This is a genomic window from Alteromonas sp. I10 (assembly GCF_003201515.1).
Classification (GTDB): domain Bacteria; phylum Pseudomonadota; class Gammaproteobacteria; order Enterobacterales; family Alteromonadaceae; genus Alteromonas; species Alteromonas macleodii.
Window position 1 is genome coordinate 142,927 of the sequence record NZ_QJJN01000004.1, and the last position, 22,458, is coordinate 165,384.

Below are 22,458 nucleotides of genomic sequence, written 5' to 3' on the forward strand. Positions count from 1 at the left end.
TTATTGTGCTGTTTATCCAAATTTAATCAAGAGTATGATGATGATATTACTCAAAGGAGAGACAAATGATGAAAGCTATTGGTTATACCCACTCACTTGGTATTAGTGAGCCTACTGCACTGGTGGATATTGACATCGAAAAGCCCAGCGCGTCGGGTCGAGATTTACTTGTAAAAATAAGTGCGATAGCAGTTAACCCGGTGGATTATAAAATTCGTCATCGCGTTAATCCTAATGGAGGTGATCCCAAAATTCTGGGGTGGGATGCAGTAGGTGAAATCGTTGATATAGGCGCTGATGTTACCGAGTTCGCAGTTGGTGACAGGGTTTACTACGCTGGCGACCTTACCAGAGCCGGCTCAAACGCAGAGTTTCAATTAGTTGATGAACGTATTGTCGGTAAAGCGCCTAAGTCTCTGTCAGACAGCGATGCTGCGGCACTTCCTCTAACCACAATCACAGCATACGAATTGTTGTTTGATCATCTTGCTCTAAGGCAACAAAGTGAAAAGAGCGATGAGGTTGTGCTTGTGGTAGGCGCAGCTGGTGGCGTGGGTTCTATTATGCTGCAATTGCTTAAAGTACTAACGGGGGCTACCGTGATCGCCACTGCCTCGCGTGAAAGCTCAAAAAGCTGGGTTCAGGAGTTAGGTGCCGACTACGTAGTGGATCACAGCAAGCCTATGGCTGAGCAAATCAAGGCGTTAAACATTGGTGAAGTGACTCATGTCGCAAGTTTAAATAATACGCACCAGTACATTGAAAGCTTTGTTGAAGTTATGAAGCCAAAGGGCAAACTAGCGCTAATTGACGACCCAGAAAGTCTTGACGTAGCCAAGCTAAAGCAGAAGAGCTTGTCACTTCATTGGGAGTTCATGTTTACGCGCTCAATGTTTGAAACCGACGATATGGCAGAGCAAAGCCGTCTGCTTACTCATGTAGCATCGCTTATTGACGAAGGCAAAATTAGAACTACCGTTGGCAAACACTTAGGTAAAATTAACGCTGCTAACTTAATCGACGCGCACAAAATTTTAGAAGAAGGGCGAGCTATCGGTAAGTTGGTTCTAGAGGGCTTCTAAAGAAAGCGTGCTTGAGATGATATTCCGTAATACTATGCGCTAAATTAGGTGGTTTTGGCTAAGGTTTATAGCGCAAATGTTTGAATGGCTTGCGAGTCCAGAAGCTTGGGTGGCATTAGGCACCTTAATGGCATTAGAGATAGTGCTTGGTATTGATAACATAATCTTTATTTCAATATTGGTGGGCAGGCTACCTGAACATCAAAGAAATAAAGCACGTCAAATAGGCCTTGGTTTAGCCATGGGCTCGCGACTGTTATTGCTATTTAGTTTGGCTTGGGTAATGGGCTTAGTTAATCCGTTATTTAGCCTCTTTGGGAATGAAATATCTGGCCGTGACATTATTTTAGTGTTGGGCGGCCTCTTTCTTATTGCAAAATCAACCCACGAAATACATGCCAGTTTCGAGGTGACCGAAGCATCAACTACGGAAGTAGCAGCTTCTGGTTTTTTCTCAATTTTGGTTCAAATTGCGGTGCTCGATGTTATCTTTTCTCTCGACTCTGTTATCACAGCAGTAGGGTTAGTTGAACATTTAAGCATCATGGTTATTGCTATTGTTGCGTCAGTAGCAGTGATGCTAGTAGCTGCAAAGCCGATTGGCGACTTTGTGGATGCAAACCCAACCATCAAAATGCTGGCTTTATCGTTTTTGATTTTAGTGGGCTTTACCTTAATAACAGAAGGCTTTGATGTTCATGTACCTAAGGGGTATGTTTATTTTGCGATGGCGTTCTCGTTTATTGTAGAAATTCTGAATATTAAGGTTCGCTCGCGAAGAGCAAAGCAGGTCAGCACCATTCACTTGGCTAAAAAAATGAGTAACGACGGGAACTAGTCACTCGTAGGGGCGAGCCAGATAAACCGAAGACACCATATTAAGGTGCCTTCTTTTTATGTGCTTAGCCTTGAACATTAACCAAAGTACGGCCAGAAATCTGCCCTTTTAAGATTGCGTCTATTTTTTCATTTACCGCATCAAGGGTCACTTCCTCGGTAAGGTCATCAAGGCAGTTTAGCTTCCATTCACTAGCAAGCTTGTCCCACAACCTCAAACGGGGAGGCATTGGACACTGCACAGAGTCGATTCCAAGCAATGAAACGCCTCGCAAGATAAATGGAAATACGCTTACGTTAAGTTCAGCAGATGCGGTTAGGCCACAGCACGTTACTGTGCCGCCATATTGTGTCGCTTTAATTGCCTGCGCTAAATATTCACCGCCTACCGTATCAATAGCGCCAGCGTATAGCTCTTTTAACATAGGGCGTTCTTTATTTTCCAATAACTCGTCGCGGGTTATCACTTTGCTGGCCCCCAGTGCTTTTAAGAATGCCTCATGCTCCTTTTTTCCGGTGCATGCCACAACCGAAAAGCCAGCTTTTGCCAACAGGGCAACAGCGACAGAGCCCACGCCTCCTGTAGCGCCAGTGACTAGAATATCGCCTTTGTCAGGAGTCACGCCGTGTTCAACCAAGCCTTGTACTGATAGTCCTGCAGTAAAACCTGCGGTACCAATGATCATTGACTCTCTCAACGTAAGTCCATTTGGCTTAGCTACCGCCCATTCACTTGGAATTCTGATGTATTCGCCAAAGCCTCCAGCGGTGTTCATGCCGAGGTCAAATCCGGTGACAATAACTTCATCTCCTTCTTTAAAGCGATTGTCACCACACGATACCACCGTGCCTGCTGCATCAATTCCTGGGGTATGAGGAAAGTTTCTGCTCACACCTGGATTGCCGGTGGCTGACAGTGCATCTTTATAGTTAAGCGATGAATAATGCACCTTAATGAGTAGCGTGCCTTCAGGCAAGTCATCAGTTGAGCGCTGCGTTACGTTGCGCGTGAAGGATTTATCTTCCTGCTTTTCTACAAGCAAAGCTTTAAACGATGTCATACCTGTCTCCGTTAGTCGAATGATTACGCTACCCATTGTGACGATATATAAACTTTGCGCAAGTATGCACTTTTTAGTAGGGTAGTACCCTAAAAGATACTAGTGGCGTGATGTAAACCCTTTGTTCGATTGGTCGCTTTAACAAAGTGCACCGACATCAATGCTGACTTTAATAAAAATGCCTTTTACGTAGTGAATATGAACGTAATTACTCTAAGAGGGAGTAGTATGACCGCAACTTTGAACAGTGTAGTGGCAGAGGAAAGTGATGTGACATCAGACATTGATAATAACGCCGTCCTAAAAAGCCAGAAACAAGATAATGCGTCCAATGCTGTAGAAAATACGAACGGCTCAAATCAATACATTTGTGGCGTAGCAGTATCCCTTGAGATAATAGGCGGTAAATGGAAAGGGGTTATTTTGTGGCACCTTTGCCATAAAACGCTACGTTTCAGTCAGTTGCGTAGACGATTGCAAGGCGTTACCCAGAAAATGCTTACACAGCAACTCAGAGAGTTAGAGCGTGATGGGTTGGTAAACAGGAAAGTGTATGCTGAAGTGCCCCCTCGTGTAGAGTATTCTCTTACCGATTTAGGCCGTACACTAGAGCCAACTTTACGTCAGCTATGTGACTGGGGTAGGGCGTATAACGACGACTACAGATAAAACACCAACACAAAATAATACGTCGTTTAGGTAAACGAGTACTGAGTTAATTCACAACAATACCAGTTCTTCTGGTGGGGCTTGTAATACTTAAATCGTAATGGCTAATCCAAGGTTTACGTGCCGCTAATGCGTTTAAGCGCATTGACGGCACGTGTTAGTTCCTGAATAGCTGAGCGCTAAGTAGCTAAACTATCGCTAAAGATTGCGTTTTAAGCAAGTAGCGAGCTGATTGACAACACGCTTTCTTCACCATTATCCACCGTATGAATTGTTGCATCCATGGTGCTGAAGTTCACGTTTAGTGACGCCGCATGGTTGCCGTTTTTCCACGAAAGCACGAATACGTTGTTGATGTAACTCACGTCAAATACACCGTTAAAAGCATCGCTTTCGTTTCTTAGCCTAATAAGCTGCATCAGGCCTTTAACCACTGGCTTCTCAACGGCTTCTTTTACCATGGCAGTAGACAAGTATGGGCGGTTGATGTCGCGGCCAACATTGGTTTTAGCAAGTAACGCCATGTCATTGTGCGCAGCAAGCAAGCCACCGTAATAAACTTGAGGGATACCCGGGCTAAAAAATTGAATGGCGCGTGCAACCAAATAAGCGAAGTCATCTTTACCTAACGCATCGTAATATGTGCAGTTTACCTGGTAAAGGTCTACATTATTTGCAGCGGCACCAGTGGCTTTTTTAGACTCGCCATTGGAATTTTCATGTATTTGGTCAACGAGCGAATTAATCGCATCTGCGGTAAGCAGGCCTGGTTTGTCACCATTCGCGCCCACGTCAACAATGCCGATGCCATCGTGAGTATCTAGCACGGTAAAGCAGTTACGTGGCGAAATTGAAAGCCAGTATGCCAATGCCTCTGCATTTTTAGAGAACAAGGTGTGTAGTACAAGCGGAGGTAAAGCGAAGTCGTAAACACTGTCGCAACGCGCAGCAATATCAATTTGAGTTTGATAGTGACTGTGTATTTCGACCAAACACTGCATGCCCATACCACGTGCGCGGTTTGATAATTCTTCGATAAATTCGAAGGTTTCTTCAAGCATAAAGCAGTTCGAACCCGCGCGTTTAATTGCATAGCCCGCCGCATCTAAGCGAATAAGATCAACATTACTTTCAGTAAACGACTGAAGAATAGAAGATAGGTAATCTTTGCCTAACTGTGACTCCACATCAATATCAATTTGATTAGAGGTAAAAGTTGTCCAGAACGGCACGGTTTCAGGGTTACCAGTCTCTGTGCCCACCTCGTAATCGCTGAAAAACGGTGTGGGTCGAGGGCGGAACACTTGTGCTATTTGTTCGTCAATTTGGGTTTGATCGTTGCCCTTAAAAATATCTTCCTTGGTTAAGAACAGCGGCCAATAACTCGATTCGCGCCCGTTTTTCAGCACGTCTTTGAACGCTTCACTTTGCCCCGACATATGGTTAACAATGAGGTCGGCCATGATATCTACCGATTCGCCAAGCTTTTTAACGTTGTCCCAATCGCCCAAGCGCTCATCGACCAAGGTATGATCGATAGGATCGAAACCCGCGTCTTCACCATCGTAAGGGTAGTAAAAAGGAAGGATGTGAACACCCGTAAACAGGCCACCTAACGGGCCCTGAAGTATGCTTGTTAGACTCTCGATGTTGCCATCGCCTAGTCGGTCTGCATAGGTGATTAGTTGAACGCCATTGCGTATAGACATGATAACTCTCCAAAATTCAGCATGCGCTTGCTCGTACTTCTCTTACGTATCGCGAGCACACATTACTACGAATTAAGCACTACCAGTCTGGCAGATTCAAAATTAACCATGTAACGGGTTTAGCTTAATTCTTAATCTTCTGCTATTGACTGACCAAATTTGGTTGAGACTCACAGAAAATCAAAATCTTAATCGATTAAGATAAAATAGCAGTAGAATAGAAATTTGTAAATGAGAAGTTTAAAAAATGGAACTGTCGAACGCTCATGCGGCGGTTTAAATTAGGCAAGTTCTAAGGCAGGATAGCTCGTTCGAGGGCTGTTCAATAGTAGGAAATAGCGAACAGGGCATTTTTAAATACGAGTACGGACCGCTAGTCTGGAGACCTTGTGTCTGATGACTCATTATTCGCTAACTCGTCAAATTCTCGCTTTGCTTCTTTCCACTTAGCAAGCTTTTCGTAGTATACGTCCCAAATACATGGGCAACACGAACCTCCGCCGCAACAATCGTCTCTTAATGGTTTCTCTGGTTCTTCGGGTAGCGACTTCATAGCACTTATCCTCGACTTTCTCCCTTAAAAATATCTCAATCTCAGATAATATTTTCAAGGCTTAACAATATCCTCACGTCCAAACCTAATGTTTAAGCGCAGAGAATACAACTTTGCCTGTGTATGTTACTCCTTATGATACGCCTTTGCAGCTTGAAAGGTTGCAAAGGCGTTTAACCCATTTTCGTTAATAAGTGAAAGCTGACATCAACGCCATCATGCTAATGGTGTTACAACTTCATACCACCAGATGCCTCAATCCTTTGGCCGTTAATCCAATAACTATCGTTACTTAATAGCGCTGCGATAACGCCACCTATATCTTCGGGTTGGCCAACGCGGCCTAAAGCGGTCTGAGAGGCTATAGCATTATTGACTTCGCTATTATCGCGAACATAGCCACCGCTAAAGTCAGTCTCAATGGCACCTGGAGCCAGGGTGTTTACTCTAATTTTACGGGCTCCTAACTCTGCAGCCAGGTAACGACTCATTACCTCTATGGCTCCTTTAGCCATACCGTAGGCGCTGTATCCCGGGAAGCAGAATCTTGCCAAACCAGAGGAAATATTCAGTATTGCTCCGCCATCCTCAATAATAGGTAACAGTGTTTGGGTTAAAAAATAAGGTCCCTTCACATGCATATCAAATAGCGTATCGAACTGTTTTATACTTGTTTCTGCAAAAGAAGCATTTAGACCAACGCCGGCGTTGTTTACCAGATAGGTAATAGCCTGTTTGCCAAATTGATTGTTCAGCACGTCTTTAAGCGTAACTAGAAATTCCGGGAACGAATAATGCGAGGCGGCGGTGTTAAGGGGCAGGGCACAGGCTTTTCTTCCAATGCTCTGAATCTCTTTAACAACCTCATCGGCTGCTGCTTCATTAGTGTTATACGTGATAACAACGTCTATCCCTTTTTTCGCCAGTGCTAATGCGCCAGCGCGCCCAAGACCTCGACTTCCACCTGTTATTAATGCAATCGCCATTGTTATCTCTCTTTGTTGGTTAATTCGTAGACGATTATATTGACTAAAATTGGTATGAAAAACCTACCTAAAGCGATAACATTGTTCTTATTTAGTGAACAATAGGCGAAAGATGGACAGGTTCGATATGCTTACACGGTTTGTAGAAACCGCGAGATTGGGAAGCTTCAGTGCGGCGGCTGCACTTCTAGGTTTACCGAAATCGAGTATTTCTCAAGCGGTAACAAATCTCGAAAAGCAGTTGAGCACGCGCCTTTTTAACCGAAGTACGCGAAGCGTTTCTCTCACCTCTGATGGAGAAACGTTTTTGCCGCAAAGTATTGCCTTATTGAGTGAATGGGACGCCTTACAATCACAGTTCATAACCTCAGCAGACAGTGTAAGTGGCGAGCTTCGTATCGATATGCCAAGCCGATTTGCAACCAATATTCTGCTTCCCATTTTAGGTGAGTTTATCTCTACTTACCCCAAGATTACGTTGCGAGTGAGCAGTGTCGATCGCAAAGTTGACCTTATTAAAGAAGGGTTTGACTGTGTGATTAGGGTTGGTGCATTAGCGGATAGCAGTTTGGTTGCCCGTCGCCTTTTAACTTATCCAATTTATAACTGTGTAAGTCCTGATTATGCGACGAAGTGGGGCATACCGAAGTCGCTGGAAGATTTAGCTAATCACAAGCTTATTGATTATTCCCATACCCTAAGTCACAAAACACCAGAATTTGAATTTATGAAAGGTGAAGAACTCCATGGCGTCGAAATGCAAAGCTTGTTAAGTGTTAACAGTACCCAGGCCTACTTTGCGGCGTGCGCAAGTGGATTAGGTATTGCGCAAATTCCAAGTGTGGGGGTTGAGTCAGAGCTGAAAGAAGGAAAACTAATTCGTGTGCTTCCTGAATTCGAGGCCCAGGCGATGCCGGTAAATCTCCTGTACCCCTCTAGAAGACAAATGCCACTTCGATTAAAAGTATTTTCAGAATGGTTAGTTGATAAATTACGTGAAAACAAAAAGCCCTGTTGAATTACAGGGCTTAGGATGTTGTGTCGTATTAGCTAGCTAAATACTAGCTCAATGAGCATTAATCAGCTGGAAGCTCTTCTGACGCTTTATTACCATTTAGGTTTTCTGGTGCTGCCACAATAGGTTTAGGTTTTACGGCATTGGCCTTGGTCAGTATGTCGCTGTTGCCTGTTACCAAATCATCTAATGTGCCTTTTTCCGCATCGACCAAGCCCACTTCACGCAACATAGAGTCTACCAGTGGGGCGTTAGCACGATAGCTTAGTGCGGCTTGCGTTACTTGTTCAGCTAAACCACTACCAGCAGTAGCAACGGTGTGATCGCCTTTCACGCCATTCCCTTGGCCGTAGCCTTGAAGAATTTTAATACCTTCTATGTTTTCAAGTGGCTTAACGGCGTGTGCCACAAGCTCAGGCAATATTTTGAGCATGGCAAGGGCTTTTTGCAGCTCAATTTGCTCGGTCTTAAGCGTATTTTCAGCCTCATAAAGCGCTTGTTTACCTTGTGCTTCAACAGCAAGCACTTTCTCATCAGCTTCAGCCTGAAGCATTTTTGCATCGGCAGCAGCCTTAGCTTCCGTAAGAATGGCGGCAGCAGAGTTTTCAGCTGCTTCTTTCTTAGCTTGTGCTTCTACGGTAATGCCCACAGCCTCACGCTCTGCCTCTTTACGCGCGTCTATAACTTCAATTTGTTTCTTACGCTCAGCTTCTGCCACCATTTTCGCTGTGGTTACTGCTTCCACTTTTTCCACTTTAGCCTTTTCCGCTTCAGCAGCTTTAGCACGCGCGGCCGACTCTTCCTCAGATTTTGTCGCAACGGCAATTTGTTTAATTTGCTCAGAAACCTCAACTTCTTGCTGCTGACGAATGCGCGCTTGCTCTAATGCCTGACGCTTAGCAATTTCTTGGGTTTCAATTTCCCGTGATTTTTCAATTTCCGCAGCCTCGATAGCACGGTTTTTAGCGATCTCTGCTTCGCGCTCTTCCCGTTCTTTCATTTCGCGCTGCTTAGCAATTTCTGCTTTTTGTTCCTGACGTTTAAAGGCTAGAATTTGCTCTTGGGCTAAGCGAGCTTCTTCTTCGTCTCGTTTCACCTCTAGTGATTGTTTCTCAGCAGCCAAATTACGCTGTTCAATGAAAATGCGGTTTTCTTGTTGAATATCGTTGGTTTCTTTGCGTTTTTCTTCAATGATCTTCGTTAAGCGTGCACGCCCCTCTGCATCGAAAGCGTTGTTCTCATTGAAAAACTGTAGGTCGGTTTGGTCAAAACCAGTCAAGCTCACCGATTCTAACTCAAGACCGTTCTTTTCAAGGTCGTTAGCCACGCTTTGCTGAACTTTTTGTACAAAGTCAGCACGCTGTTCATGCATTTCGGTCATGCTCATTTCAGCAGCTACGGCACGTAGTACGTCAACAAACTTAGACTCCATTAGTTTCTTAACTTCTTCAGCGCGAGTGGTGCGCGTTCCTAGCGTTTGCGCAGCCATTGATATGCCATTGGCATTGGGGGCCACGCGTAAATAGAAGTCTGCCTTAACATCAACACGCATGCGATCTTTGGTAATAAGCGCGTCTTTTTGAATTTTTTCCACTTCTATACGAAGGGTGTTCATATTTACTGGAATGATTTCGTGAACGACAGGAAGCACGATAGCGCCACCGTCCTTAATGACTTTTTCACCGCCTAAACCGGTTCTTACGAACGCTGTTTCTTTCGTCGCGCGGGTGTAAAGTTTGGCAAAGATAAGGCCAATAACGATAAGCCCTACAACAATAGCACCGGCAATAAAGAGTATTGACGGCAAGCTAGATGGTTGAATTGTATCCATACTTTTATCTCTTTTAGGTTATAGGTAGCGGGTTGCTAACCAGCTGTGTTGTTTTTTCTGAACTAAAATGACGCGCTCTCCCTGTGCGAACAACTCTTCATCTTCGAAAGGCTCTACTAACACAAAATGAGGCTGTGAATAATGGTCGGTAAACTTTGCTTCAGCTGGGTTGCCTCGGCTTGCTTTTCCAATCGTGATTTCGGCCACAGACCCAATGAAGTCATCGCTGTTAACCGCGCTAGACTCTACACTAGGCAACAAGCCTGAAATTACCTTTACGGTTTTAGCTGTTACGAATGCGCCAATAACAAATGCAAGAGGAACGGATAGGAAAGCTGGCAAGGTATAGCCGAGTGCACTCGCTGTTAAGCCGTTAACCATCAAGCCAACTAAACCGAATAGAGTAAGAAGTACTACTAGGTAAATAAGAAAGGGAACTTTATTGATATTAAGCCAGTTGGCAAACGAGGTATTAAGAAACCCATCGCCATCAAACTCTGCAAAATCATCGCCTAACCCCAACAGGCTTATACCAAAAATAGTGCTAACAAGTTCTAGTATGAAAATAAAGAAAACGGCTATGAGCGAAATGCTAAACCAGAAGTTTGTAGGGGAAAGAAGAACATCTGTCATTTACACCATCCATGATGACTAACTTGCTTTTATTCTTTATACCACAGAACAAAAATTAAGCCAGCGTCTAACACATGTACTTTCGGCTAGTTTGTAACAAATAATGATGGTGACTAACTGAAGTTATGTTTCTGCAGCATCACATCATTTTCAGTAACCTTCAATACACTGCCTTGATCATACCAATCGCCAAGTACAATACGAGTTGCAGGCTTGCCGTTTGCTGTAAGGCTATGAATGTTGGGTCTGTGTGTGTGGCCATGTATCATGCGCTGCACGCCCCATTTTTCCATGACTTTCACCACTTCTTCAGGCGTGACATCCATAATATCTGGCTTAAGATTTTGCTGCTTAGCCTTACTTTCCTTACGACCGTTATCGGCAACACGCTGTCGATACCATAACGGAAGCGCAAGCATTAAACGTGGCCACCACCAACCGCGGGATTTCTTGCGAAACTTTTGATAAGCAACATCGCGAGTGCATAGTTCGTCACCATGAGTAAGCAGGGTAGGTGTGCCGTATAAGTCTACAACTTCTTGTTCGTTTAATAACGTCATGCCGGCTTTTGATAGCCACTTTTCACGTATGGCGAAATCGCGATTACCGTGAATGAAGTATATAGCGCAATGCTGACTCACTGCCTTGAAAGCTGATGCTATGGCAGTGTTAAATGGAGTAACGTTGTCGTCGCCAATCCAAATTTCAAACAAGTCACCAAGAACGTAAAGTGCATCAGCATTAATCGCATCTTCTTTTAAAAAGCGCATTAAGCATTCTGTAATGTCAGGGCGGTCGGCACTTAGGTGCAAGTCGGCAATGAAGTAGGTGAACGACATAAATCTTCTTATTGTGGTTTAAAAAGCCGCGTTAAAGTAACGCGGCTTGTTCTTAACTCAAGGCCTTAGTATGTCTTGAAAATCATATTGGCCAAGGCGTTATTGAGACAGCTATTCAAGCATAGATGTCAGCGGCTATTTAAGAAATAGTCGCTTTTTCAATGATAACAGGCTCAACAGGAACATCCTGGTGATAGCCGCTGTTACCGGTTTTAACAGCCTTAATTTTTTCAACAACATCCATACCTTCAGTTACTTTACCGAATGCACAGTAGCCCCAACCATTGACAGACTTGCTAGAGTGGTTAAGGAAGTCGTTGTTATTTACATTAATAAAAAACTGAGCCGTCGCAGAGTGTGGATCTTGGGTACGCGCCATCGCGATTGTACCCACTTCGTTTGCTACGCCGTTGTCCGCTTCGTTTTCAATAGGGTCTTTTGTGTCTTTCTGATCCATATCTGGCGTAAAACCACCACCTTGGATCATAAAGTTGTTGATTACACGGTGAAAAATAGTGTTATCAAAAAAACCGTCTTCAACGTAAGAAATGAAGTTAGCTACCGTTTTAGGCGCTTTATCTTCAAAAAGCTCTAGGGTGATGTCACCGAAATTTGTTTTTAACGTAACCATTGTGGTTTGTCCTGTGTGTTAGCATACATATAAAGTGGCGGCATTTTAGCGCAAAACGAGTCGTTAGCGCAAAGAGACGGTTATCGCAAAACCCAGCCATATCGTTGCAAAAGGCTTGTACCATTTAAATCGTGACAGTGCTAAACTTTGCGGCCGAAAAATTATGACAAATAGGAAATATAGACATGCTACATCTTTACAACACCCGAACCCGTGAAAAAGCGAAGTTTGTACCGCTTCAAGAAGGGAAAGTGGGTTTGTATGTTTGTGGTATAACCGTTTATGACCTAAGTCATATGGGTCATGCCCGTACTTACCTGAGTTTCGATGTCTTAGTACGCTACATGCGCCACCTTGGTTTAGATGTGAAGTACGTGCGCAATATCACCGATATCGACGATAAGATTATTGCTCGCGCCAATGAAAATGGTGAAAGCTTTGAGGCGCTAACTGCACGCACTATTGCCATGATGCACGAAGACTTTGCGGCGATTAACTTACTAGAGCCAGACGTCGAGCCGACAGTAAGTGGTCATATGGATGAGATCATTGCAATTATCCAGCGACTCATGGACAAAGGTTACGCCTATCAAGCTAAAAGCGGCGATGTACTATTCGACGTAAGCAAGTACGAAGATTATGGCAAGTTAAGCAAACAAGACTTAGATCAGCTTAAAGCGGGTGCTCGTGTTGAAGTGGCGGCAGGAAAAGACGACCCGCTAGACTTCGTACTGTGGAAAACCACCAAGCCTGGTGAGCCGGCATGGCAATCGCCATGGGGCGAGGGACGTCCGGGATGGCACATTGAATGTTCTGCAATGAATCATAAGCATCTTGGTGCGCACTTTGATATTCACGGCGGTGGCTCAGATTTAACGTTCCCACATCACGAAAACGAAGTGGCTCAGTCGTGCTGTGCGTATGACACACCTTACGTAAACGTGTGGATGCACGCGGGTATGGTACAGGTTAATGACGAAAAAATGTCTAAGTCATTGGGTAACTTTTTTACCTTGCGCGATGTGCTTAAAGAGCACGACTCAGAAACATTGCGTTTCTTCCTGATGTCGGCGCATTACCGTAGCCAGTTAAGCTACTCTCAAGACAATATTACTCAAGCGAAGGCCGCCCTAGAGCGTTTGTATACAGCCCTTCGTGGTGTTGAAGTAGATGAAAGCACTGATCTGAGCTACGGTGGCTATCTGAAGCGTTTCGAAGCAGCAATGAACGACGACTTAAACGTACCTGAAGCTTTTTCGGTGTTATTCGACGTGGCACGTGAGCTTAACCGCCAAAAAGACAATGCTGACGAAGCGGGTAAATTGGCCGCGGTTCTTAAAGGTCTAGGTGCAATTTTAGGTATGCTTCAAAGTGACCCAGATACTTACCTTAAAGGCGGTGAAGGCAATGACGATGAAGCAGCAGAGATTGAAGCGTTAATTAAACAGCGTAACGATGCCCGTGCCTCCAAAGACTGGGCAGCGGCAGATGCCGCACGCGATGCGTTAAACGCAAAAGGCGTAGTGTTAGAAGACGGTCCGAGCGGTACTACGTGGCGTAAAGCGTAATTAGCACCCAATACTTTTTAACAGAATAAAAGCCCGCATTTGCGGGCTTTCTTTTTAGTTAAGCTTAAAGCGCACACCGTGTTTTCGTCATTGAACAGCGGTTTTTGGATATACGCACGAGGCTAAACATCTGAAAGTAAGATGGTATCTCCCGAGCTAACGTTTAATGCTTGTGCTGTTTTGCGAGAGATAACAGCTATTTCGTCTTGTTCTTCGGTTTCTGCCATCATTGCATAAAAAGGCTGGCTCAACGTGGCGACAAGCGTCATTTTACTCTCGGTGCCGCGCCTTGTACCTTCGCAAACTTTTATTCTTACTTGCCTTGTTGAATTGACAGTTTTTAGGCTTAAAACTTCAGCTTCCATACTTGGCGCACCATCAAAAATATCGATGTAGTTCGTGAATTTAAACCCTTCTTTTTCAAGCATTGCCATAGCGGGTTGGCCGTCGTTATGTGGTTTACCAATAGCCAACTGAGCCTCTTTGGGTAACATATTTACATACAGCGGAAGTTTAGGCATTAAATCAGCAATAAATTGATTTCCATTTACGGCGCCATATAAATCCGCTTCAGCGTATGTCATAGGAAAAAAGTGACGTCCGACGGCATTCCAGAAAGGCGAGTCCCCATGCGTATTTACATAGCCTCGTAGATCGGCCATGACCTGCTTTGGAAATACATGCTGATGTAAGCCCATAAAAAGGTAGCGTACTTTTGAAAGTAGTTTTCCGTTGAAGTGTTTTCTGTATTCAGGCAGTAAGTAGAGTGATGCCACTTCCGCGTACCCCTCAAAATGGTGACTTAGGTGCAGTATGTCGTGGGTGTAGTGTGCGCCTAGTGATTTATTTCGCTGTGCGACTTTTTCTCGTTTGTAACTATAAAAACTGTCTTCTTTTCCTAATTCACCAAAAATTGCAGATGTACCAATAAGCTTGCCAGTTCGAAGGTCCTCCAATACAAACAAAAGGTAGTCTGGACGCTCTTGACGCATAAGTTTTTGTTCTTCTCTATTGGAACGCTTTAATTTGTTATCAAGCGTTGCTCTATCCGGTGGGAAGGTTGTCATACCTGGCGATGCAGCTTCAGCTAACGCAAGCAAGCCTTCCAAGTCATCACCTTTTGCTAGTCTCACGCGGGTGTCAAAGCTGATGTTATTAGTCGTAGTTTGTTTAGCGCCAATCGTTTTACACTCAAGGTGAATACCCGCGACCATGCAGCGGACGGAGCCTCCTCCCATTTCAATAGTAGGCACTGCGATGGGAAGTAAAGTAAGATCGCTGGGTAGTAAAGCTAGTTGCTCTTCGTTCATTGAACTAAAAGCAGTGTCTGATATAAGTAATAAACGTTTTCCATTGCTATTCAAAAGCTCTAGGCAGTTTCCGGCAAAACTATTCACTTGTTCTTCGCTAATTTCGATGACGTTTTTACCTGTCTCCTTAAGTGTTGAAAGCACCACATTTTTGTCGCTTTCTTCTATCATGCTAGTAGCAACAATGGCAAAATCACTGCCCACACACATCATTACGTTGGTGTGGTAAATCGCCGTACCAGCAGTATCAAAGGCGCTAAAACATATAGGCGTTAAACCAATAGCTTTACACGCCGATATTACAGCTCTCTTATTGGCTCGTTGGGATAGGCAAACATAAGCTAGCGCGTTTACATGGTCGATCACCATAGCTCCTGTACCTTCAACAATATCTCCGTCTTCTTCAAGGGAAGATAAATCTTTAGCTTGCTGTACGATATAGTGTTGCTGCAGATAACTGACAATATCGTCACGACGCTCCGCTCGGCGGTTTTCACAGTGCATAGGGTAGGTGACAAGCAAACCGTTGGGATGTGTACTTAACCAATTATTTGGAAATACGGCATCGGGCGTGTTTTCCCCTTCTGTTTCAAACACCTCTACCGTTATGTGGTTCATACGTAAAGTGCGAACCATCTCATCAAATTCCGCACACGCATTCTTTGATATTTCCGCTCTATTTCTTCCCGTCGATACAAGGGGCTTCTGAAAACTATTGTCTTTGGCTGTTTGTTCGTTGGGGCGAAAGGCACAGGAGCGTACCATTAAAACGGAATTTGGTGTAGTTAATCGTGAGTTTTTGATGTGACTGGCTTGCATATAACGTCCTACAGCCCTTAGCTGAAATATTTCCACTGAAAAGAGCGTGTATTTTATTCTCTGGCGAATTCACTTAACCATGCTCAAGGTGTTGCAAGTTGTTATTTAGTTTAAGCATAATGTTCAATAGTTTTATCATTATGCGTTTTGCTAATTAGTCTTGGAGAACGAGTTAATGACTCGACGATTTGTTTATCTATTGGGGAAATAGCTATGTATGTAGATTTAGATGCGAAAGATCGCGAGCTTCTCGATATATTGAAGCGCGATGCGCGAACACCTGTAACCGTGCTAGCTGAAGTCCTCTCGTTATCGCGAAATACGGTGCAAAAACGAATCGACAGGTTAATAAATTCGGGGGTGATCGACGGTTTTACTATTCGTGTTAACGAGCAGCTGCAACCAGACAAAATAAAAGCTCTTATGTCAGTCGAGCTTGAAGGGCTTAGTACAACACAGCTTATTAGTAAGCTTAGGCAGGTGAATGGTGTTGAGCGGTTTCATACTACAAACGGAAATTGGGATTTACTTATTGTTATAACCGCCGAAAGTCTCGCGCACTTAGATGGCATTTTAAAAGAAGTGCGCGGCGTTAAAGGCGTGCTTAATAGTGAGACGAGTATTATTCTGTCTACTACTGAAAAATAGTGTGTACGCCTTATCAGTCTTAGCAGCTATTGTCGCCATTTATCCATCGATTTACATCATCACTTAAATTTAAGTCTGTGCCCAAGTTAAACTCACCTTCTCGAACAGATACCTCGCTGCCGTAGGTTGAGTGGGTAACGGTGACGTGTAAAAAAGGATATTGCGGGGTGCTCCCTTCTTTACGACTGGCCGTGAGTTTGTAGCCGTTTTGTATTGTGTACGTGTTTACGACTATATCGCTATGGATTGGCTGATGCAGTGTGGACCAGCATCGGTTTGCATTGTATTCAATGCGCTCAACTATTTTTTCAGGTTCTTGGTTGGTGGAAATAGAAGAGGTCGGCAAGATCACCATACAGCCTGAAGCAAATGCCGCTATACAAATTACTAGTATTGCGTGGTTAAATGAGCGGCTGAACGTTCGGCAGCGTTTAATTTTCATCATAAGTCCCTCTAATCGTTATAATTATATTCATAAGGACTTTATATTAGCTTATTTGTATGAACAGTGGCTGAACAGAATACTGGCTAGCGTTCACCTTGACTCTATCGCTTTGCAAATTAATTAAATTTCGGGCTTGCCAGTGGGGATGGCCGATTCTTTTTCGGTGAGATGTGACTTCCAACGCTGCTGTGCAACGTGCGCTTTTACCAGTTCTAAGCATTCGTTTACAACGTTAAGTACTTCTTTATCAAGTGCATCGGCGGTAGGGGTATAGTCGTGCATGCCGACTGAAATGAAATGGTCGATGCGCTCTGCGTCTAAGTCGCTTAACAGATTAACTAGCGATGTGGTCACGATATCGGTGACTGACTCTTCCAACGTATTTTCAATGGTTTTGCCGATAACAGGTAGGTAATGCAGGGAAGAAACTTGTGCATTACTTCTCACCGCTTTACCCACGCTCTTGCGCACGTGCTCCCGTATCACCTCGCCGTGCTCTTCGCTTTGAATTGACTGGCCTAAATGGTTGATAACGCCAGCCATCCATTGGGTAATGACAGGACGGCGGGGGGCCAGTACCTGTGCGTTGATATCGTCTAATAAAGGCGAACCTGCTGAGATGTCTTTTTGCGCATCGCTGAGCACTTTTACAACAATCCGGTCGCTTAACTCTTCAACAAATACATCGTAGTAAAACGCAAAAAAGCGAAAGACCGCGGTTTGATTTAAGTCGATGATTTCGAATTTGTGCAGGCGGTGCAAAATAGAAAATATGCGCAAGAAACGAAATAGGCGGGTAGGTCCAGTAGGGATTAGACCTATGATATCGTACCAATGCAAAAACGGAAAAAAGTACCAGCGTAAGTGTTCTTTACGCACAATAGCTACAACCCACCGGAAGCAAAATTCGCTGAAGAAAATGGCGATAAACACCAAGTCGACCAACAGAAAGTTGTTGTGAACAGGATCGTAAGCACTAAGAAAAGCGGGAAAATACGTGCCCAATAGACCATAGACAAAGTCGGAGGCGTATAAGGCGTCGAAAATGAGCCATGTTAGGTTCACAAAAAGTATACCTAACATGACTAAATCTAAGATTAACCAAGGCGTTTCATGACTGTTTCGCAAATTTTCTCGGTTAATTCTTAGCATTTCCTTATCCTGTATTCTGACTCAAAGCGTGACGTAAATGCAGTTAGGCATGAACAGTATTGAACTTTAAGTATTAAAGGTTAGCTTGATGCGTTCAACCTTGTTACGTCTACATAAAGTTTTAGCTTCTGACCAGGTTGTAGATAGCGCTTGGTATTAAGTGAATTCCACTTGCCTATGTCGCTTACTCTAACATTGAACTTGCTGGCGATACGAGACAACGAATCACCATTTCTTACTGTGTAGGTCACTTTTTTGGTAACACCGTCTTGCGCTTTACCTTCCTGCCAGATAACTAAGGTTTTGCCAGGGTGAAGCATATCGCCAGGGGCCATACCGTTCCATTTAGCTAACTGTTTAGTGCCTATATTGTACTTACGGGCAATATCCCAAAGCGTATCACCAGATTGTACGGTATGACGTACTTTTTGCTTAGACGTGTTGCCGTTCTGCAAGCTGGCTAGACGCTGTTCCTGAGATAATGTGTAGCTGTCCAGTTCTTGAAGTGCTACTGGTACCATTATCGCTTGACCCACGCGGATCATGGACGAGTCTAGCTCATTCACTTTTTTAAGAACTTTCACGGTGGTGTGATACTGCTTAGCGATTTTACCTAAGCTGTCGCCGGGCTTCACCGAGTGGCGTACCCAGTTCAATCGCTCTTTTTGATCAATTTTGGCCAGTGCTTGGGAAAAAGCGGCCGCTTTGTCTAAAGGAAGTATCAACCTATGGGGCCCTTCTGGCGACGTTGCCCAACGATTGAACCCTGGGTTTAACCCGTGTAGTTCTTTTAAAGACATACCAGCAAGTTCGGCGGCAAACGCTAAATCGACCTGTGAGCCGATATCAACCACTTCGATAACCGCTACATTCTCAACTTCAGGCCACGCATACGCATATTCATCTTTATTTTTTAGAATATCAGCCAGTGCAAGCAATTTAGGCACGTAAGCACGTGTCTCTTTGGGTAAATTTAAGTTCCAAAAGTCGGTAGGTTTACCCGCGCGTTTGTTAGCTTTAATAGCCCTTTGAACGCGGCCTTCGCCACTATTGTAGGCGGCAAGTGCGTGCAGCCAATTACCATCAAACATTTCGTTTAGATAGGTTAGATAGTCAAGTGCACCTTGAGTAGACGCAACAACGTCTCGACGTCCGTCATACCACCAATTCTGTTGCATACCAAAGCGCTTGCCTGTGCCAGGAATAAACTGCCACATACCAGCCGCTCGGCCATGGGAATAAGCAAAGGGATCGAAAGCACTTTCTACTATTGGTAAAAGCACAAGCTCCATCGGCATGTCGCGCTTTTCAATTTCTTCGGTAATGTAATAAAGAAAAGGCTTGGCACGTTTTACAACGCGAGCCATATACTCTGGGTGCTTCAGGTACCATTTACGCTGTGCGCTAATGCGTTTGTCGTCAGGGATAGGTAAGGCGAAATTCGCACTTGCACGTTCCCATACGTCAGTAACGACCGCCTGCGTATGCATATCCGGTGTATCGGTAAGCTCAGCGCCTTCTTCTAGCGTATCATCATTGGGGTGAACAACATCAATAACGCCGTCTCTTGCAATTTCACAATCAGAAATGGCTTCTTCGTTGTTATGAATTTCACTGCACGCTTCTAGTGAAGCGGTTTCGTTACTTTCTAATTGTGCATTGTCGTTATTATTATCGGTTAACTGACAACCCGTTAAACCTAGCGCCAATATCAGTGGCGACAGTGGGAAAAACTTCAACTGCATATATGAAGAAACCTCGTGGAGCACTGCAAACCTACCATGTTACGATAATCGGCTTACTTTTGCATCAAAACTCATCTTTCCAGCGGCGAACTGCAGCAAATACAGCTACATCGTCAGCCAGGTTATTTTCGCAATAGGCTTCGGCAGCAGTTTTCACAGAAAGTTCATGAGCCCGTAAAAATGGGTTTATGTTTTTTTGCTCTTTGAGATTACTAGGTAGTGTAGGCTGACCTTGAGCGCGTTTTTCTGCCACCCACTGTGCGTAGTCACACAGCGCCTTATTGTCTGGCTCTACGGCTAAAGCAAACTGGACATTAGCCTGAGTATACTCATGTGTACAGAACACTTTCGTGGTGTCGGGCAGTCGCTTTAACTTATTCAGTGAATGATGCATTTGCTCTGGCGAACCTTCAAACAATCGTCCGCAACCTGCTGAAAATAACGTGTCGCCGCAAAACAATGCGCCATGCCCGAAGAAAGCAATGTGATCAAGGGTATGACCTGGCACTTCCATTACTTGCAGCGCCATTTTAAAAACAGGTAGCGAGACAGTATCGCCTTGAGAAACAGATTTAGTTATTCCTCTTATGTGATTGCCTCTTGGGCCAATAACTGGCAAATCTGGTACTGCAGATACTAATTTAGCAATACCACCTGTGTGGTCTCTGTGGTGATGAGTGATGAGAACTGCGCTCAGCGTTAAGCCTTTGGCTTTAATAAAGGCCAGTACTGGCTCAGCATCACCTGGGTCGACAACAATAGCGCTACTCTCGTTATAAATACACCAAATGTAATTGTCGGTAAAAGCGGGAATAGGATGAATGGCTACGCCTGAAGGAAGTGTTTCTGCCGTCATAAGAGTACCTGCTTGTGTAGGTAGAATTATGCGTTACTATAGGGACTTGTGAAGAGCAGAGCAACCTAAGAGCGCGCAGTGTTAATGAGATCGGCGTTTAAAGCCAAACCGCCACGCTACCCTACAAATTGGAATGATTTCCCCGCCGGAGAGCACATTCGACATGCGGTCAATGCAGTTTGTAGCGATTATGCTGAGCGAATTTTTGGGTATCACTTTGCCAAACTAGGCTCGCTAAGTGCCGATATAAATCTCGATACCAGCCCAATTCGACACCACATCAATCACGTTCCGTTTAATGACCTAGCTAGCGAGCAGCCACACCACAATGAAGCGAAAGAGGGCTTTCCCAATCACAATGCATCGGGTATATCGTTAGGCGGTGATAAACGCGAACCGAAAATAAGTAGAGAAAACACGGTAGTGGGGCAGTCGCACTGCTTACCCTTCGCCGAAAACAGCATTGATGGCTTTCTACTTGCTAATGAATTAGATTTTGCACAAGACCCTCACGAAATATTAAGAGAAGTAGACCGCGTTATTACACAAAACGGTTATGTGATCATAAGTGGCTTTAACCCCTTAAGCCTCGCCGGCATTGCCAAATTTCTACCTGTTAAGCGCGGAAATATCCTACACGATGCTCGCTTTTTTACGTCCTATCGCATTAAAGATTGGCTTCAGCTGCTGGGATTTGAAATTGTTGAACAACGTCAAGTGATGTTTTCAACGCTCTTTTTTCAACAAAAGTGGAAAGGGGCGGTTAAGCTTCAAGACTATTTAGCATCTTATTTGCCATGGTGCAGTGCGGTGTACGTAATACTCGCGAAAAAGCGGGTTATACCCATGACCGCAATAAAACCCAAACGCAATTTGAAGCCGCGTTTTTCGGCGGTGGGCGCCAGTGTAAGGACCTCTACGATGAATCGCACGCTGCGCTAGTATTGTTAATGTGTATGCCATGTGCAAAGAGAGCACGCCAAGCTCTTAACTAGGAAGCAGTGACAGACGCTAACCATCTTCTATATTTACCAAGATGTTGTAACTAAAACGGATGGCTTTCGCGTTTTTACGCAAGTTTGAAAGGGGAATTGGAGATAGCATAGACTGCTATCTCCCAACTGAGACGTTAGTCGTCACTCGTTTTATAGAGGTGCACATCTCGCTGTGGATATGGGATGCTAATGCCTTCTTCATCAAAGGCTTTTTTAACTTTTTCCTGCATATCCCAGTAGTAAGGCCACAAGTCATCTGTGGCGACCCACGGTCTAAACATCAGATCGACTGAGTTATCGCCTAATCCGCCTACACAAATTCTTGGTGCAGGGTCGGTCAACGAGCGCTCATCTTCTTCAAATAGACGCTGCAACACCTTCTTCGCTTTATCGATATCGTCATCGTAGCCTATACCAAATGTCATGTCGCAACGGCGTTTATCATACACGCTAACGTTAATTAACGTGGCATTAGATAGGCTGCCATTGGGAATAACAATGCGCTTATTGTCAAAAGTGTTAAGTACAGTATAAAGAATTTGTATCTCTGACACTGAGCCTAAATGACCCTCTGCTTCAATGGTGTCACCCACTTTAAAGGGTTTAAAAATCAGTATTAACACACCGCCAGCAAAGTTCGCCAGGCTGCCTTGTAATGCCAGACCAATAGCTAAACCTGCTGCACCTACGACGGCAATAAATGAGGTGGTTTCAATGCCTATCATTGAGGCAACTGAAATCAACAGCATTACTTTTAGCACCGCACTGATAAGTCCGCACAAAAACTTATTTAACGTGGGGTCCTTTTTACCTAGCCGATGATCTAATAGGTTTACAAAACGATTCACTAACCAGAGACCCACCACCAAAGTAAGAATAGCCAATAATAATTTGGGGGTGTAAGTCATCACCAGTGATATAGCTTTTTCGGTTAATTCCGATAAATCGATATTAGTCCCGAAGAAATCTTCCATAAATACCTCTTTTATTAATTAACCACGTTGATTACGTTAAAAAAAGAGGGTTAGATCGCCTTGAATCAAACCGAACGGAACTGCGCTGTGTTTTGACAAG

21 protein-coding genes are annotated in these 22,458 nt (G+C 44.2%); 7 read left to right on the forward strand and 14 right to left on the reverse strand.

The annotated features are described in order from the left end of the window. The first annotated feature begins 68 nt into the window (after positions 1-68). Together BZA03_RS09655 and BZA03_RS09660 are read left to right on the forward strand one after the other, a co-directional pair. The gene (locus BZA03_RS09655) at positions 69-1,082 is read left to right on the forward strand and encodes a zinc-binding alcohol dehydrogenase family protein (RefSeq protein ID WP_110288809.1); all 1,014 of its coding nucleotides are present in this window, start codon (positions 69-71) and stop codon (positions 1,080-1,082) included. A 76-nt stretch (positions 1,083-1,158) separates the two neighbouring features. Further along, on the forward strand, positions 1,159-1,920 hold the full coding sequence (locus BZA03_RS09660) for a TerC family protein (protein ID WP_039225280.1): 762 nt from the start codon (positions 1,159-1,161) through the stop codon (positions 1,918-1,920). A 64-nt stretch (positions 1,921-1,984) separates the two neighbouring features. On the opposite strand, the gene BZA03_RS09665 is transcribed toward BZA03_RS09660, so the two are convergent. Next, complete coding sequence (locus BZA03_RS09665) at positions 1,985-2,980, reverse strand: YhdH/YhfP family quinone oxidoreductase (RefSeq protein WP_110288642.1); 996 nt, start codon at positions 2,978-2,980, stop codon at positions 1,985-1,987. Between the two features lie 228 nt (positions 2,981-3,208). Here BZA03_RS09665 and BZA03_RS09670 point away from each other — a divergent pair, with 228 nt between their 5' ends. Continuing rightward, complete coding sequence (locus BZA03_RS09670) at positions 3,209-3,649, forward strand: helix-turn-helix domain-containing protein (RefSeq protein ID WP_110288643.1); 441 nt, start codon at positions 3,209-3,211, stop codon at positions 3,647-3,649. A gap of 212 nt (positions 3,650-3,861) precedes the next feature. Here BZA03_RS09670 and gtfA read toward each other — a convergent pair whose 3' ends face one another. The 3 genes from gtfA to BZA03_RS09685 form a co-directional block, all read right to left on the reverse strand. Next, on the reverse strand, positions 3,862-5,358 hold the full coding sequence (gtfA, locus tag BZA03_RS09675; protein ID WP_110288644.1) for a sucrose phosphorylase: 1,497 nt from the start codon (positions 5,356-5,358) through the stop codon (positions 3,862-3,864). A gap of 373 nt (positions 5,359-5,731) precedes the next feature. Further along, entirely contained in the window at positions 5,732-5,911 is a 180-nt protein-coding gene (locus BZA03_RS09680) for an oxidoreductase-like domain-containing protein (RefSeq protein WP_014949928.1), read from the reverse strand. A 230-nt stretch (positions 5,912-6,141) separates the two neighbouring features. Beyond that, on the reverse strand, positions 6,142-6,897 hold the full coding sequence (locus BZA03_RS09685) for an SDR family NAD(P)-dependent oxidoreductase (RefSeq protein WP_110288645.1): 756 nt from the start codon (positions 6,895-6,897) through the stop codon (positions 6,142-6,144). Positions 6,898-7,009: 112 nt separating this feature from the next. On the opposite strand from BZA03_RS09685, the gene BZA03_RS09690 reads away from it, so the two are divergent. Beyond that, the gene (locus tag BZA03_RS09690; protein ID WP_110288646.1) at positions 7,010-7,915 is read left to right on the forward strand and encodes a LysR family transcriptional regulator; all 906 of its coding nucleotides are present in this window, start codon (positions 7,010-7,012) and stop codon (positions 7,913-7,915) included. A 58-nt stretch (positions 7,916-7,973) separates the two neighbouring features. Here the strand turns inward: BZA03_RS09690 and BZA03_RS09695 are convergent, their stop codons facing one another. From BZA03_RS09695 to BZA03_RS09710, 4 genes are all read right to left on the reverse strand, one after another. Then, positions 7,974-9,743 (reverse strand): flotillin family protein, encoded by a 1,770-nt coding sequence (locus BZA03_RS09695; RefSeq protein WP_110288647.1) that lies wholly within the window; start codon positions 9,741-9,743, stop codon positions 7,974-7,976. A gap of 18 nt (positions 9,744-9,761) precedes the next feature. After that, positions 9,762-10,376, reverse strand: coding sequence for an OB-fold-containig protein (locus BZA03_RS09700; protein ID WP_014949924.1), 615 nt, complete (start codon positions 10,374-10,376; stop codon positions 9,762-9,764). Positions 10,377-10,489: 113 nt separating this feature from the next. Continuing rightward, positions 10,490-11,215 (reverse strand): UDP-2,3-diacylglucosamine diphosphatase, encoded by a 726-nt coding sequence (gene lpxH / locus BZA03_RS09705; RefSeq protein WP_110288648.1) that lies wholly within the window; start codon positions 11,213-11,215, stop codon positions 10,490-10,492. Positions 11,216-11,354: 139 nt separating this feature from the next. Beyond that, positions 11,355-11,846 carry a peptidylprolyl isomerase gene (locus BZA03_RS09710; RefSeq protein WP_014949922.1) on the reverse strand — a complete coding sequence of 164 codons (492 nt, stop codon included), beginning with the start codon at positions 11,844-11,846 and terminating at the stop codon, positions 11,355-11,357. Positions 11,847-12,031: 185 nt separating this feature from the next. Between BZA03_RS09710 and cysS the strand changes: the two genes are divergently transcribed. Further along, on the forward strand, positions 12,032-13,414 hold the full coding sequence (gene cysS / locus BZA03_RS09715) for a cysteine--tRNA ligase (protein WP_101565047.1): 1,383 nt from the start codon (positions 12,032-12,034) through the stop codon (positions 13,412-13,414). Between the two features lie 122 nt (positions 13,415-13,536). Here cysS and ctlX read toward each other — a convergent pair whose 3' ends face one another. Beyond that, positions 13,537-15,543, reverse strand: coding sequence for a citrulline utilization hydrolase CtlX (gene ctlX, locus BZA03_RS09720; protein ID WP_110288649.1), 2,007 nt, complete (start codon positions 15,541-15,543; stop codon positions 13,537-13,539). Positions 15,544-15,756: 213 nt separating this feature from the next. Here ctlX and BZA03_RS09725 point away from each other — a divergent pair, with 213 nt between their 5' ends. Next, positions 15,757-16,191, forward strand: coding sequence for an Lrp/AsnC family transcriptional regulator (locus tag BZA03_RS09725; protein ID WP_110288650.1), 435 nt, complete (start codon positions 15,757-15,759; stop codon positions 16,189-16,191). Between the two features lie 19 nt (positions 16,192-16,210). Here BZA03_RS09725 and BZA03_RS09730 read toward each other — a convergent pair whose 3' ends face one another. The 4 genes from BZA03_RS09730 to gloB form a co-directional block, all read right to left on the reverse strand. Then, positions 16,211-16,636 (reverse strand): halomucin, encoded by a 426-nt coding sequence (locus tag BZA03_RS09730; RefSeq protein WP_231513084.1) that lies wholly within the window; start codon positions 16,634-16,636, stop codon positions 16,211-16,213. A gap of 120 nt (positions 16,637-16,756) precedes the next feature. Then, positions 16,757-17,788: an ion transporter gene (locus BZA03_RS09740; protein WP_110288651.1), complete on the reverse strand. Its 1,032-nt coding sequence runs from the start codon at positions 17,786-17,788 to the stop codon at positions 16,757-16,759. An 80-nt stretch (positions 17,789-17,868) separates the two neighbouring features. Beyond that, positions 17,869-19,533: a LysM peptidoglycan-binding domain-containing protein gene (locus tag BZA03_RS09745; protein ID WP_014976869.1), complete on the reverse strand. Its 1,665-nt coding sequence runs from the start codon at positions 19,531-19,533 to the stop codon at positions 17,869-17,871. Between the two features lie 64 nt (positions 19,534-19,597). After that, positions 19,598-20,389 (reverse strand): hydroxyacylglutathione hydrolase, encoded by a 792-nt coding sequence (gene gloB / locus BZA03_RS09750; protein WP_039225290.1) that lies wholly within the window; start codon positions 20,387-20,389, stop codon positions 19,598-19,600. An 84-nt stretch (positions 20,390-20,473) separates the two neighbouring features. Between gloB and BZA03_RS09755 the strand changes: the two genes are divergently transcribed. Continuing rightward, positions 20,474-21,331 (forward strand): class I SAM-dependent methyltransferase, encoded by an 858-nt coding sequence (locus BZA03_RS09755; protein WP_014976867.1) that lies wholly within the window; start codon positions 20,474-20,476, stop codon positions 21,329-21,331. A 187-nt stretch (positions 21,332-21,518) separates the two neighbouring features. On the opposite strand, the gene BZA03_RS09760 is transcribed toward BZA03_RS09755, so the two are convergent. Further along, positions 21,519-22,358, reverse strand: coding sequence for a mechanosensitive ion channel family protein (locus BZA03_RS09760; protein WP_014949914.1), 840 nt, complete (start codon positions 22,356-22,358; stop codon positions 21,519-21,521). Positions 22,359-22,458 lie beyond the last annotated feature (100 nt).

Excerpts from the sequence above, each read along its gene's own strand:
- BZA03_RS09730 (WP_231513084.1), bottom strand. The coding sequence starts at position 16,636 with ATGATGAAAATTAAACGCTGCCGAACGTTCAGCCGCTCATTTAACCAC.
- BZA03_RS09665 (WP_110288642.1), bottom strand. The coding sequence starts at position 2,980 with ATGACATCGTTTAAAGCTTTGCTTGTAGAAAAGCAGGAAGATAAATCC.
- BZA03_RS09725 (WP_110288650.1), top strand. The coding sequence starts at position 15,757 with ATGTATGTAGATTTAGATGCGAAAGATCGCGAGCTTCTCGATATATTG.
- BZA03_RS09760 (WP_014949914.1), bottom strand. The coding sequence starts at position 22,358 with ATGGAAGATTTCTTCGGGACTAATATCGATTTATCGGAATTAACCGAA.
- BZA03_RS09680 (WP_014949928.1), bottom strand. The coding sequence starts at position 5,911 with ATGAAGTCGCTACCCGAAGAACCAGAGAAACCATTAAGAGACGATTGT.
- BZA03_RS09710 (WP_014949922.1), bottom strand. The coding sequence starts at position 11,846 with ATGGTTACGTTAAAAACAAATTTCGGTGACATCACCCTAGAGCTTTTT.
- BZA03_RS09670 (WP_110288643.1), top strand. The coding sequence starts at position 3,209 with ATGACCGCAACTTTGAACAGTGTAGTGGCAGAGGAAAGTGATGTGACA.
- cysS (WP_101565047.1), top strand. The coding sequence starts at position 12,032 with ATGCTACATCTTTACAACACCCGAACCCGTGAAAAAGCGAAGTTTGTA.
- BZA03_RS09755 (WP_014976867.1), top strand. The coding sequence starts at position 20,474 with ATGAGATCGGCGTTTAAAGCCAAACCGCCACGCTACCCTACAAATTGG.
- BZA03_RS09745 (WP_014976869.1), bottom strand. The coding sequence starts at position 19,533 with ATGCAGTTGAAGTTTTTCCCACTGTCGCCACTGATATTGGCGCTAGGT.
- BZA03_RS09700 (WP_014949924.1), bottom strand. The coding sequence starts at position 10,376 with ATGACAGATGTTCTTCTTTCCCCTACAAACTTCTGGTTTAGCATTTCG.
- gtfA (WP_110288644.1), bottom strand. The coding sequence starts at position 5,358 with ATGTCTATACGCAATGGCGTTCAACTAATCACCTATGCAGACCGACTA.
- lpxH (WP_110288648.1), bottom strand. The coding sequence starts at position 11,215 with ATGTCGTTCACCTACTTCATTGCCGACTTGCACCTAAGTGCCGACCGC.
- BZA03_RS09695 (WP_110288647.1), bottom strand. The coding sequence starts at position 9,743 with ATGGATACAATTCAACCATCTAGCTTGCCGTCAATACTCTTTATTGCC.
- BZA03_RS09660 (WP_039225280.1), top strand. The coding sequence starts at position 1,159 with ATGTTTGAATGGCTTGCGAGTCCAGAAGCTTGGGTGGCATTAGGCACC.
- ctlX (WP_110288649.1), bottom strand. The coding sequence starts at position 15,543 with ATGCAAGCCAGTCACATCAAAAACTCACGATTAACTACACCAAATTCC.
- BZA03_RS09740 (WP_110288651.1), bottom strand. The coding sequence starts at position 17,788 with ATGCTAAGAATTAACCGAGAAAATTTGCGAAACAGTCATGAAACGCCT.
- gloB (WP_039225290.1), bottom strand. The coding sequence starts at position 20,389 with ATGACGGCAGAAACACTTCCTTCAGGCGTAGCCATTCATCCTATTCCC.
- BZA03_RS09690 (WP_110288646.1), top strand. The coding sequence starts at position 7,010 with ATGGACAGGTTCGATATGCTTACACGGTTTGTAGAAACCGCGAGATTG.
- BZA03_RS09655 (WP_110288809.1), top strand. The coding sequence starts at position 69 with ATGAAAGCTATTGGTTATACCCACTCACTTGGTATTAGTGAGCCTACT.
- BZA03_RS09685 (WP_110288645.1), bottom strand. The coding sequence starts at position 6,897 with ATGGCGATTGCATTAATAACAGGTGGAAGTCGAGGTCTTGGGCGCGCT.